Consider the following 12,285-nt stretch of genomic DNA (forward strand, 5'->3'; position numbering starts at 1 on the left):
AACGCCGCCAGCGAGGCGTGGAGACGCTCGAGACCTTCCGCGGTTTCCTCATCCGTGATCGTCAGCGGCGGGACGATGCGCAGCACGTCGGGGCCCGCCTGGAGGATGAGCAGGCCGTGGGCGGCAGCGAGATCGAGGATTTCGCCGGCCCGGCCAGCGTACGCGCCGTCGAGCACCGCGCCGATCATCAGCCCGCGACCGCGGATTTCCGAGAACAGGTGGAATTCGTGGTTGAGCTTGTTCAGGCCCGTTCGGATGTCATTGGCCTGACGCTCGACGTTGAGCATGACGGCCGGCGAGGCGATCTTGGCCAAGGCCACACGTGCCACGGCCGCGGCCATCGGGTTGCCACCGAAGGTCGTGCCATGGGCGCCGAACTGCATCACCTCGGACACCTTGGGCCCGACCAGCATGGCGCCGATCGGGAAGCCGGCGCCGAGTGCCTTGGCCAGGGTGACGATATCGGGCGTGACATGGTCATGCGAATGGGCGAACAGCGTCCCGGTGCGGCCCATACCGCACTGGATTTCGTCGAGGACCATGAGGGCCCCGTGCGCGTCGCACAGCTCACGAACCTTCTTCAGGAAGCCCGGCTCCGCCGGCATCACACCGCCCTCGCCCTGCACCGGCTCGAGCATCACCGCCGCCACGTCACCGTGAGCCATCGCTTCCTCGAGCGCGGCCGGGTCGTTGAACGGCACATAGCGAAAGCCCCCGGGAAGTGGCTCATAGCCTTCCTGGTACTTCGGCTGGGCCGTCGCCGTGACCGCGGCGAGGGTGCGGCCGTGGAATGAACCCTTGAAGGTCACAATGACGCGCTTCTCGGCCGGCCGCCCCTGCGACGCCGCCCACTTGCGCACCAGCTTGATCGCTGCCTCGTTGGCTTCGGTGCCGGAGTTGCAAAGGAAAACACGCTCGGCGAACGGTGCGTGCTCGACCAGCTCCTGGGCAAGGTGCAGCGGCGGCTCGGAATAAAAGACGTTGCTGGCGTGCCACAGCTTGTTGGCCTGGCCAACCAGGGCGGCAACGAGATCCGGATCCTGGTGACCCAGGGCATTCACGGCGATACCGGCGCCGAAGTCGATGTAATCGCGGCCTTCCGTGTCCCAGACGCGGGAGCCCTTCCCGTGATCGAGGATGACATCGCGCGGGCGATAAACGGACAGCCAATAACGCTTGCCCAGGCCAACGAGATCGGAGGGTGTGACAGGGTGCGACGACATGGTGCTGACTCCGGGCCCCGGCCGCAGCGCCGACGCCCCTACAAGAACGGATGGAATCGCACGGTACGCTCTGCGGTCCGACATCGATCCGAAACCACATCATCCTATAAGGCGCGGCCCGCGCCGACAACGCGCGGCATGTACCGCCGGTGCAACGTTTTGTTACACGTCGCTACACCGCCTGAACGCCCGGTTTCAGCGCGTCTGCCGGAAATGCCTTGAGAATCAAAGGAAGGCCCCCGTGGCACGGCGCTTGCTGCCGTAGTGGGCAAGGCCCTGTGAAGCCCGCGATGTTCGTTCGCCCGACGACCCTGCCAAGCCGGACGACGAATGGGAACTCCCGGTCCCCAGAGGGCCGGGAGTTTTCTTCACTCCCGTCACCGGAGGGGCCGAACCCGGTCAGCGCAGCTGGTCGAGAGCGAGTTGGTGTTTTTTGCAGAGGCGGTAGACGGTCACGCGGGATACGCGCAGGCGCCGCGCGCATTCGCTGATGTTGAACGCGCTTGCACGAAGGCAGTCGACGATCGCCTCGCGTTCGGCGGAGGTGCGCGCGCTGCCAAGGCTATCCCGGTCCGCGCCAGGGAGGTCGGCGCTCAGCTCCAGATCCTCCGGCGTGATCAGCGCATCGTCGGCGATCACGGCCGCGCGCTGCACGCGGTTCATCAGTTCGCGCACGTTGCCCGGCCAGGCAAAGGCGCTCATCGCCTTCCGGGCGCTCGTGCTGAAGGCCCGTGCGCGCGTTCCATAGCTCTCACGGAAAGCGTCCAGGAAATACTGGGCCAGCAGTTCGATGTCGCCATTGCGCTCCCGCAACGGTGGCATGCGCAGGCGCAATACGTTGAGGCGGTAGAAAAGATCTTCGCGGAACCGTCCCTGCGAAACGGCCTTCTCGAGATCCACATGGGTAGCGGCCAGCACCCGCACATCGACCTTGATGGACTGGCAGCTGCCGATGCGTTCGATGGTGCCTTCCTGCAGCACCCTCAACAGGTTGGTCTGTGCATCGAGGGGCAGGTCGCCGATCTCGTCGAGGAACACGGTGCCGCCGTCGGCGGATTCGAAGTGGCCGATGCGCCGCGCCGTGGCGCCGGTGAACGAGCCGCGTTCGTGGCCGAACAGTTCGGACTGGACGAGGTTGGCCGGCAGCGCGCCACAGTTGATCGCCGCGAAAGGCCGTTCGTGGCGTGCCGAAAGCTGGTGCAGGGCCCGCGCGGCCATCTCCTTGCCCGTCCCGGTCTCGCCGGTGATGAGCAGGGGCAATTCGACCGGCGCGAACTTGCGGATGTTCTGCGAGAGGGTGCGGATGGCCTGGCTGTCGCCCGTGAGGATGCTCGGACGGGTGTCCACGGCGGCGGGCGCATCGCCCGGCGCGCGTTGCAGCGCCAGGCGTAAGGCGGTGAACGAAGAAGCGCCGTCGATGATCTCGAGGGCCTGCGGCAAGGCCAGCCGGATCGAGGGCTCATGTGCCGGCGTACGGGAGCCCGTCAGGCCGATCCAGGCCATGGCCGGGTGGTTTTCACGAAGTTGGTGGAGGATGCGGACGGCGGCGAGCGCGCTTGCCCGCAGGTCGACCACGGCGATGGCCGCGTCTCCGCATTCGGGTAGTGCCTCACTCTGGGCGGCCGGATCGGCCACCAGCGTGCGCCAGCCTGCCCGGAGCAGACCAAAGTGTTCTTCAACGCTCGGTCTGCCTACCCAGACGACACAACGCCCCGACATTTCCCCGCGCGACATGCCTGCTCCTCACCCGTTACGTGGCCTGCTAGCCGGCTTCGCGGATTCAATCCTGGACCCGCCGCCGGCACCCCTGCAGGCCGGCAAGCCCCACATCGTCGCGCGTGTGTCAGACGACAGCGACGGGGATCGAAGTTATACCGGCGTGCCGAAAGCGGCCATACACCAAACGGGCTAGCCTCCAGAGCCATACGGGTGCATCGCCGCGCTAGCTACAGAAACAAATCCGGTAGTAGCGGGTTGCCCGGTGCCACGGCGTAGCGATTGAAGTCAGTGATGCCCTCTTCACGCAGCACGTCTTCGTCGATGTAGAACTGGCCGGTGTAGTCACGCGAGCGACGGGTAAGCACCGCGTGCGCCGCATCCGCGACGATGTCCGGCGTGCGGCAGTTTTCAACGCGGACGCCATCGATCATCGCGATCGCGGCCGTGGCGATGACGGTTTTGGGCCACAGCGCGTTCACCGCGATGCCCAGCGACTTGAATTCAGGCGCCATGCCGAGCACGCAGAGGCTCATACCAAACTTGGCAATGGTGTACGCGACATGTGGTTCGTACCACTTCGGATCGATGCTCGGCGGAGGCGACAGCATCAGCACCTGCGGGTTCTCTGCGTTCTTCAGGTACGGCAGGCAAGCCTGTGTCGTGAGGAAGGTTCCCCGCGTGTTCACCTGCTGCATGAGGTCGAAACGCTTCATCGGCGTGTTCTCCACGCCGGCCAGCCAGATGGCGCTGGCATTGTTCACCACGATGTCGATGCCACCGAAACGTTCGGCGGCCGTGGCCGCGGCCATGCGCACTTCGGACTCTTCGCGAATATCCACTTTCAACGGAAGCGCGACACCACCCGCCGCTTCGATCTCGGCGGCCGCGGTGTGGATCGTGCCGGGCAGCTTGGGGTTGGCGACGCTGCTCTTCGCCGCGATGACGATATTGGCGCCGTCGCGTGCGGCACGCAGCGCGATGGCAAGCCCGATGCCGCGCGAGGCCCCGGTGATGAAAAGCGTCTTCCCTGCGAGGGTCGTCATGGCAAGTCCATWAAGGGCGCTGGAAGCGCGGGAGAATGTCACGCAACTCGGCAAGCCGTTCGAGTGGGTCGTCGAGTTCGAGCATGTGCTGGCACTCGTTCGGATCCAGCGGCAGCAATTCGGAGAGGCGGAAGCCGACCCAGCTGGCATCGTCAGAGCGCGTGGCGACGTCATGCCGCCAGGGTGGCTGCATCTGGTCGACAAGGCGCTCGAGAATGGTCGCGAGCAGACCGAATTCAGGCGGAAGCGGCGTGATGTCTTCGGCACGCCACGTGGCGATGTCGCCACGCACCTGCCCGTCCGAGCGGATGCGGGTACGCGTGACGCGAAAACGCAGGCCACCTTCGGCGACGATGCCAAGCAGGCCGTCCTCACCCGTGTGGAAGTCCGTGATTGTCGCCAGCGTGCCGACGGCCGCAGGCACCGCGGGATGCCCGGCTTCGCTGCCCTCGAGGATCATGCAGACGCCGAAGGGTCGGCCGGTGCGTGCGCATTCGCGCACGAGGTCGATATAGCGTGGCTCGAAGATGCGCAGTTGCAGCTGACCGCCCGGAAAAAGGACGTTCGTCAACGGAAACAGCGGGAAGTCTTGTCCGGGCGTGGTGGCAGCCATGCCCGCCAGTCTAACCTGCGTCGAGCGCGGTAAAAAAGCGCCGCGGCGCACCTTCGAAGCCGCYGTTGGACATGAACACGACATGGTCGCCTTCCCGCGCATCCGCGGCGAGCGTGGCCACCAGCGCCTCGACCGTCGGCACGGCCTTGCCACGACCATCGAGCGCCGCCGTGACGCGTGCCGCGTCCCAGGCGAGCTCGGGGCGATGCAGGAAGACCACGCCGTCGGCATCGGCGAGCGACGGCGCAAGGGCCTCCGCGTGCGCGCCCAGACGCATGGAGTTCGAACGGGGCTCGAGCGCGACGAGGATGCGTGCGCCGCCGACCTTTGCACGCAGGCCGGCCAGTGTTGTCGCGATCGCCGTCGGGTGATGGGCGAAGTCATCGTAGACCGTGATGCCACCGGCCTCGCCGATCACTTCCATGCGGCGACGCACGCTGGTGAAACTGGCGAAGGCCGGTAGCAGGCTCACCGGATCCGCACCCGCCGCCGTTGCCGCGGCGAGCGCGGCCAGTGCGTTCATCACGTTGTGCCGACCCAGCGAACTCCAGTGGATCTCACCGAGCACGGTGTCGCCACGACGCACGCGGAAATGCGAGCCGTCGGCGGCGATCAGTTCGGCGCGCCAGTCGCCCTTGTCGACGCCGAAGGTTTCCACCGGCGTCCACGCACCCATGGCCAGCACTTCGGCGAGATAGGCGTCTTCCGCGTTGACGATGAGGCGGCCATTGCCCGGCACCGTGCGCACCAGGTGGTGGAACTGCCGCTGGATCGCAGCCACGTCGGGAAAGATATCCGCGTGGTCGTATTCGAGGTTGTTGAGGATGGCGATGCGCGGACGGTAGTGGACGAACTTGGAGCGCTTGTCGAAGAAGGCCGAGTCGTACTCGTCGGCCTCGATGACAAAGGGCTTGCCCTCGCCGCGACGCGCCGAGACATCGAAGTTGCCGGGCACCCCGCCAATGAGGAAACCCGGCGAGAGGCCAGCCGTCTCGAGCAGGTGGGCGAGCAGGCTGGTCGTCGTGGTCTTGCCGTGCGTGCCCGCGACCGCCAGCACCTCGCGGCCGCCGAGCAGCGTCTCACCCAGCCACTGCGGACCCGAGATGTAACGCAGGCCTTCGTCGAGCATGTGCTCGACGGCCGGGTTGCCGCGCACCATGGCGTTGCCCACCACGACCAGATCCGGCGCGGGCTGCAGGTGTTCCGCCTTGTAGCCCTGCATCAGGCCGATGCCGAGGGCTTCGAGCTGGTCGCTCATGGGCGGATAGACGTTCGCGTCCGACCCTTCGACGGTGAGGCCGAGCTCGCGCGCGAGCGCAGCGACGCCGCCCATGAAGGTGCCGCAGATACCGAGGATATGGACGCGCATGGGTCGACTCATGGGGGCCCGCCGAAGCGGGCCGTGAGGGTCAGGCGCTGGCGGCCTGGATATCGCCCGGGAGGACGTCGAGAACGCGCTGGGTCACTTCATCGAGTTCGCCGACGCCCTCGACGACCTGCAGCTTGCCGCGCTGCTTGTAGAAGTCGGCGACGGGCGCGGTCTGTTCGGCATAGATGGCCAGGCGCTTCTTGACCGTATCCGGGTTGTCGTCGGGACGGCCTTCCTTCTCGAAGCGGACTTCGCAGCGGCCGACGATGGCCTGGTCGGGCACATCGAGCTTGACCACGACATCCAGCGGCTGGCCGATCCGGGCCAGCACCTCGTCCAGCGCGGCGGCCTGGGCCAGGTTGCGCGGGTAACCGTCGAGGATGAAGCCCGGCTTGGCGTCCGGCTGGCTGAGGCGGTGCTCGATGATGCCGAGCATGATGTCGTCCGACAGCAGGATGCCCTGGTCCATCAGGCCCTTGGCCTTCAGACCCAGCTCGGTTCCTTCCTTGATCTCCGCGCGAAGCAGGTCGCCGGTGGAGATGTGGGGGACGCCGAGGCGCTCCTTGAGGCGGGTGGCCTGGGTGCCCTTCCCTGAACCGGGGGCGCCGAATAGCACGAGTCGCATTGATGCTCCGATACGTCGGGCGACACGGGGTTAACCCGAGCGCCGGACACAAGAAAATGGGTCTCAAGGTAACGGCACGGCCGCGCTCGCGTCAAACGGCCGACACCGGAGGCGTGTAGGCCGCGGCCCGCTTCCAGCGGGGAACGACCAGCCGGCCCCGCTTGCGCGCCACCAGGAACAGGCCCAGAGAGACCAGGCTGCACGCTACCAGGGCAACGATCGACGCCTCGGCGCCGAATTCTCCGCCGGAGAGCCAGTCCGGCCCGGCGAGGCGCGAGGCCACCAGCCCGTGCATCTGGAGGCCCGAGGTGGGTACGCCGAAAACCAGCGACTGGGTGATATTCCAGCCGGCATGAAGGCCCATGCACGCCAGCAGCGAGCGGGTCGCCACGTAGAGYAGCCCCAGCATGACGCCCGCTTCCAGGGCGATCGCCAGGCTGGTGCCGATTGTCGCGTGGGGGTTGAAGGCGTGGGCGAAGCCGAAGAACACCGAGGAGATGAGCAGGGCCCAGCCGGTGCCCAGCGCCTCCTCGCAGGCGCGGAAAAGCACGCCACGGGAGATCAGTTCCTCGCCGATGGCCGCGCCAACCCCCGCGCCCAGGACGATGCCCGGCCAGTCGGCGGCCGTGTCCGGCCCGAGGGGTACATAGGCGCCGAAAAGCCACAGGCTGCCGACGACCACGCCCATCAGGGCCACGCCGCCGACCAGCCAGAGCGGCCCGGCCGCCCAGGTCGGACGCGAGAATTCGGTAAGGGGACGGMGCTCGACGAAGYGAACCAGCACGCCGTAAGCGAGGATCGCCGGCACCGCGCGAATCAGCATTTCCCCGATGCCGCGGGCCAAGGTGCTCACATCCTTGCCTGCAAGGCCGATGGGCTTGAGCAGGTGGCTGAGGAGGATCGTCAGCGCGATGGTCAGGAGGGCGAAGAGCCCGATGCGGGCGCCGGCGCTATAGAAAAGACCACGCTGCCAGCGCGTGGCGTCGGCGGACGGGGCATACAGCGTATTCGGTAAGCGCACGGCGAGCCCCTTCCCCTTGATCGTTCCTGAGTCTAGCGTGTCATCGTCATGCCGCACGCGCTACGCTCGGCACTCCCATGGTGACGAGGAAGTGCGTATGGCCGCCGGCAAAATTCTTTACGCCCAGTCGGGCGGCGTATCCGCCGTCATCAATGCCTCCGCCGCGGGCGTGATCGAAACGGCTCGCGACAAGGGCATCATTGTTTATGCCGCGCGTAACGGCATCCTCGGCGCGCTTCGCGAGGAGCTCATCGATACCTCCAAGGAAGCCAAGGCCAATATCGCCGCGCTCAAGCACACGCCCGGTGGCGCTTTCGGTTCCTGCCGCTACAAGCTCAAGTCGCTGGAAGAAAACCGCGTCGAGTACGAGCGCCTGATCGAGGTGTTCAAAGCACACGACATCCGCACCTTCCTCTACAACGGCGGCAACGACTCGGCTGACACAGCGAACAAGGTTTCGAAGATCGGCCAGACGCTCGGCTACGAGGTCAACTGCATCGGCGTGCCGAAGACGATCGACAACGACCTCGTGGTGACCGACACCTGCCCCGGGTTCGGTTCGGTCGCGAAGTACACCGCGATCGCGGTGCGCGAGGCCAGCCTGGACGTGGTCTCGATGATGGATACCTCGACCAAGGTCTTCATCATCGAAGTGATGGGTCGTCATGCGGGCTGGATCGCCGCCGCTGCCGGTCTTGCCGGATCGGCACCTGGCGACGCGCCCCACGTCATCCTGTTTCCGGAGAACGTGTTCAATCCCGAGACCTTCCTCGCCAAGGTCAAGGCCACGGTGGAAAAGGTCGGCTACTGCACCGTGGTCGTTTCCGAGGGCGTGAAGGACAGCAACGGCACGTTCCTCGCCGAGTCCGGCGCGCGCGATGCGTTCGGCCACGCGCAGCTGGGTGGCGCCGCCCCGGTGCTCGCCGCCCTGGTGCGCGAGAAGCTTGGCTACAAGTACCACTGGGCCCTGCCCGATTACCTGCAGCGCTCGGCGCGACACATCGCTTCGAAGACCGATCTCGAGCAGGCCTATGCGGTAGGCAAGAAGGCCGTCGAATACGCGGCCGAAGGCCTCAACGCCGTGATGCCGGTGATCGTCCGCACATCCGACGAACCCTACAAGTGGAAGATCGAAGCGGCGCCGCTGGACAAGATCGCCAACCACGAGAAGAAGATGCCGAGGAACTTCATCTCCAAGGACGGCTTCGGCATCACCGCCGCCGCGCGACGCTATCTCGCCCCGCTGATCCAGGGTGAAGCACCGCCGCCGTATGGCCCGGATGGCTTGCCGATCTACGTGACGCTGAAGAACGCGTCGGTGCCGAAGAAGCTGAAGAAGTTCAAGATCGGCTGAGGGGCTAGGCGCAACTGCTGTTGTAGGAGCCGATTCATCGGCGATTGGGTGTTGCATCGACCTTGCCCGCTGCCGCGGGATCGCCGATGAATCGGCTCCTACAGGAAACTTCGCAGGAGACGCAGGTCGCGGACGAAATCCGCATACCCCTCTTCTCGCGCCTGCTTATCCGGCAGGCGCAGCAGGTAGGACGGGTGCACCGTGGCTATCGCTCGCCGACCGTCAGGCAGGTCGAGCCACTGCCCCCGTTGCGCCATCAACCGAAACGACGCCCCGAATACCGCCTGCGCCGCCATCGCCCCGAGGCAGATGATCGCCTCCGGGCGGATGCGGTCGATTTCGGCGGCCAGCCAGGGGCGACACGCCGCCTGCTCCTCGGCGTTGGCGCGTTTGTGCAGGCGCCGCTTGCCGCGCGGTTCGAACTTGAAATGCTTCACCGCATTGGTGACATAGAGCGCGGCGCGATCGACACCCGCTTCCTCCAGCGCGCGATCGAACAGCTTTCCCGCCGGGCCGATGAAGGGCCTCCCGGCCAGATCCTCCTGGTCACCCGGCTGCTCACCGATGACGACGATGCGCGCATCGGCAGGGCCGCTACCGAAGACCGTCTGCGTCGCCGGCTTCCACAGGTCGCAGTGGCGACAGTCTTTCGCCTGCTTTCGCAGCGCCGCGAGGCTTCCCTCGGGCGCGTCCACGGCGGCCTTCTGCAGCGGCGTGACCTTTTTCCTCGGCACCGTGGGTTGTTTCTCGACCATTGCCTGCATCCTCGGCAGCGCATCGCGCACCAGTTCGGGTATGAGCCGCGCCTCCGGGAGATTCTTCCAGTACTTCACCGGCATCTCCCGGCGCATGGCATCCACTTTGAGGCGCGCGGGGTTGAAGATGCTGGCGTAGTAGGTGCGCCAGAGATCTTCGAGGGCGTCGCCGGAAGGCGCGTCGCCACGCTGCGCACCGGGCCCGAACGAGAGCGTCGTGCCGTCCCAGTGGGCGCTGCGTGAGGGCGTCAACAAGGACCAGCGCATACCGGTGAACCGGCGGACGAAGAATGGTGCCACGCGCGTGACGATGTCATGGTCGGGTTCGAACCACGCAACATAGACGGTGCCGTCGTCGATCGGCAACTCGCGAAAGCGCACGAAGGCCTTCATCTTGTGCATGTCGCGGTTGACCTGCTTCACGCAGGTGTGGGCCCAGGCGACATCGTCGTCCGTGGCGATCGCCAGGAGGTTGCGTTCGCCGTGCGTCAAACGCCACAGCATGCGGTAGAGCGTGGCGTGGCGTCGCGGATCCGAATGCGCCAGCACCGAATTGACGAGGCTGAGGAAATCGCGCGGAACGGCCGGGGCCTGCGCATGCCGTGGCTCGGGCATCGCGTCGTCGCTGCCGAACAGGCCGCCGTCCGGTCCCGCGAGCCATTCGACCTGCGACGGATCGACCTCCGCCAGCAGCAAGGCACGCGCCTTCGCGCGCCACGCCTCCACGTCCGAAGCATCGTCGAGCCGGACGCCAAGCATCAGCCGAACAGGTCGGGCTGCGCCGGCTCGCGCAGGTCACGCTGCAATGCGGCGCTTTCGTGGTCACCTCGGGGACGGTGATCCACCGTTTCAACAAAGGGCGCGACCTTTTTCACCGGCACGCGCAGGCGGATGAGGTCGGCGTAGCGAATGCGCTGGTGGGCGCGCATCGCGATCATGCGGTCCACGGTCTTCACGCCCAGACCCGGAACACGCAGGAGCATGTCGCGCGGCGCCCGGTTAACGTCGACCGGGAAGCTTTCCCGATGACGCAGCGCCCAGGCCAGCTTCGGATCGACCTCGAGCGAAAGCATGCCGCTGTCACCGGGGGGAGCGATTTCGTCCGCGCGGAAACCGTAGAAGCGCATCAGCCAGTCCGCCTGGTACAGACGATGCTCGCGCACGAGCGGCGGCGGCTTCAGCGGCAGGATTTTCGACGCATCGGGAATCGGGCTGAACGCGGAATAGTAGACGCGGCGCAGGTGGTAGTTCGTGTAGAGGTTGGTGCTGGCCGCGAGCACATCGCGATCCGTCGCCGCATCGGCGCCGACGATCATCTGCGTGCTCTGCCCGGCCGGGGCAAACTTCGGCGCTTTCTTTTCGGCCTTCGCCTCGTCGATGGACAGGCGCAGGCGTCCCATGGCACTACGGATATCGCCCAGGTCTTTCTCCGGCGCCAGCGACTTGAGGCCTTCGGCCGTCGGCATCTCCACATTGATACTCAGGCGATCCGCCCAGCGTCCGGCGGCGTCGATCAACTCGGGCGACGCATCCGGAATGGTCTTGAGGTGGATGTAGCCGCCGAACTTGTGCTCGGTACGCAGCGTGCGGGCGACGCGAACCAGCTGCTCCATGGTGTAGTCGGGCGACTGGATGATGCCCGAGGAGAGGAACAGGCCTTCGATGTAATTGCGGCGGTAGAACTCCATTGTGAGTTCCACCACTTCCTCGGGCGTGAAGCGTGCGCGCTGCACGTTGCTGCTGCGCCGGTTGACGCAGTACACGCAGTCGTAGACGCAGAAGTTCGTCAGCAGGATCTTCAGCAGGGAAATGCAGCGTCCATCCGGCGCATAGGCGTGGCAGATGCCCATGCCTTCAGTCGAACCGATGCCACCCGAGCGCAGCGAGTTGCGGCCCTTGCCGCCACTGGACGAGCAGGACGCGTCGTACTTGGCCGCGTCGGCCAGGATGGCGAGTTTGTCGGACAGTTTCATGGGGAAAGCCATGGTGCCAAATGGCGCCGACCTCCGCGTGAAAGCGCGGATCACAAATAAGTACATGTGGGAGCCGCTTCAGCGGCGATGCTCTTACCCCTGTAGGAGCGATCGAAAGCAAAGGCATATGATTCGGGCTTTGCTGCCAGAGTCGACCGACATGGACCTGATCATCCGCCACGCCAGCCTTCCCGACGGGCGCCGCGACGTCGATATCGGCATCGCCGACGGGCGCTTCGCAGCGATCCAGCCGGCGCTACCGGCGAAGGGCGTGGAAGAGATCGATGCGGGCGGCCGACTTGTCTCACCGCCCTTCGTCGACGCGCACTTCCACATGGATGCAACGCTGTCGCTCGGCCTGCCCCGGCTCAATGCCTCCGGCACCTTGCTCGAAGGCATCGCGCTGTGGGGCGAGCTCAAGCCCGACCTCACGATCGACGCGCTGGTGGCCCGCGCCATGGCCTATTGCGACATGGCGGTGGCGCAAGGGCTGCTCGCGATCCGCAGCCATGTCGACATCTGTGACGACCGGCTGCTGGCCACCGAAGCCTTACTGGAGGTGAAGCGCCGCGTGGCGCCCTACCTGCACC

10 protein-coding genes and 1 pseudogene are annotated in these 12,285 nt (G+C 66.2%); 2 read left to right on the top strand and 9 right to left on the bottom strand.

The genetic code is table 11. The features are described from left to right. From AC1DT2_RS07785 to AC1DT2_RS07815, 7 genes and pseudogenes are all read right to left on the bottom strand, one after another. The coding region (locus AC1DT2_RS07785; protein ID WP_477295650.1) for an acetylornithine/succinylornithine family transaminase at positions 1 to 1,223 on the bottom strand (1,223 nt) is incomplete at its 3' end. A 399-nt stretch (positions 1,224 to 1,622) separates the two neighbouring features. Next, positions 1,623 to 2,957, bottom strand: a complete 1,335-nt coding sequence (locus AC1DT2_RS07790) for a sigma 54-interacting transcriptional regulator (protein WP_477295652.1) — start codon at positions 2,955 to 2,957, stop codon at positions 1,623 to 1,625. A gap of 212 nt (positions 2,958 to 3,169) precedes the next feature. Continuing rightward, positions 3,170 to 3,985 (bottom strand): SDR family oxidoreductase, encoded by an 816-nt coding sequence (locus AC1DT2_RS07795; RefSeq protein ID WP_063573461.1) that lies wholly within the window; start codon positions 3,983 to 3,985, stop codon positions 3,170 to 3,172. A gap of 91 nt (positions 3,986 to 4,076) precedes the next feature. Beyond that, positions 4,077 to 4,700 (bottom strand): annotated as a pseudogene (locus AC1DT2_RS07800) (LON peptidase substrate-binding domain-containing protein); the annotation flags it as partial. Beyond that, positions 4,609 to 5,967, bottom strand: coding sequence for a UDP-N-acetylmuramate:L-alanyl-gamma-D-glutamyl-meso-diaminopimelate ligase (gene mpl / locus AC1DT2_RS07805; RefSeq protein WP_477295654.1), 1,359 nt, complete (start codon positions 5,965 to 5,967; stop codon positions 4,609 to 4,611). The pseudogene AC1DT2_RS07800 and the gene mpl, both read right to left, overlap by 92 nt. A 40-nt stretch (positions 5,968 to 6,007) precedes the next feature. Further along, complete coding sequence (locus tag AC1DT2_RS07810) at positions 6,008 to 6,592, bottom strand: adenylate kinase (protein ID WP_063573458.1); 585 nt, start codon at positions 6,590 to 6,592, stop codon at positions 6,008 to 6,010. 91 nt (positions 6,593 to 6,683) lie between these two features. Further along, complete coding sequence (locus AC1DT2_RS07815; RefSeq protein WP_477295656.1) at positions 6,684 to 7,613, bottom strand: lysostaphin resistance A-like protein; 930 nt, start codon at positions 7,611 to 7,613, stop codon at positions 6,684 to 6,686. Between the two features lie 97 nt (positions 7,614 to 7,710). On the opposite strand from AC1DT2_RS07815, the gene AC1DT2_RS07820 reads away from it, so the two are divergent. After that, positions 7,711 to 8,967: a 6-phosphofructokinase gene (locus tag AC1DT2_RS07820; RefSeq protein WP_477295658.1), complete on the top strand. Its 1,257-nt coding sequence runs from the start codon at positions 7,711 to 7,713 to the stop codon at positions 8,965 to 8,967. 98 nt (positions 8,968 to 9,065) lie between these two features. Here AC1DT2_RS07820 and AC1DT2_RS07825 read toward each other — a convergent pair whose 3' ends face one another. Together AC1DT2_RS07825 and AC1DT2_RS07830 are read right to left on the bottom strand one after the other, a co-directional pair. Next, positions 9,066 to 10,481, bottom strand: coding sequence for a UdgX family uracil-DNA binding protein (locus AC1DT2_RS07825; RefSeq protein ID WP_477295660.1), 1,416 nt, complete (start codon positions 10,479 to 10,481; stop codon positions 9,066 to 9,068). Further along, the gene (locus AC1DT2_RS07830) at positions 10,481 to 11,695 is read right to left on the bottom strand and encodes a putative DNA modification/repair radical SAM protein (protein ID WP_063574036.1); all 1,215 of its coding nucleotides are present in this window, start codon (positions 11,693 to 11,695) and stop codon (positions 10,481 to 10,483) included. The genes AC1DT2_RS07825 and AC1DT2_RS07830 overlap by 1 nt, the downstream gene beginning before the upstream one ends. A gap of 160 nt (positions 11,696 to 11,855) precedes the next feature. Between AC1DT2_RS07830 and AC1DT2_RS07835 the strand changes: the two genes are divergently transcribed. Then, positions 11,856 to 12,285 (top strand): amidohydrolase family protein (locus AC1DT2_RS07835; protein ID WP_477295662.1); only part of this gene is annotated, 430 nt, incomplete at its 3' end.

The sequence above is a fragment of the Luteibacter sp. P4_E6 genome (genome assembly GCF_056401535.1).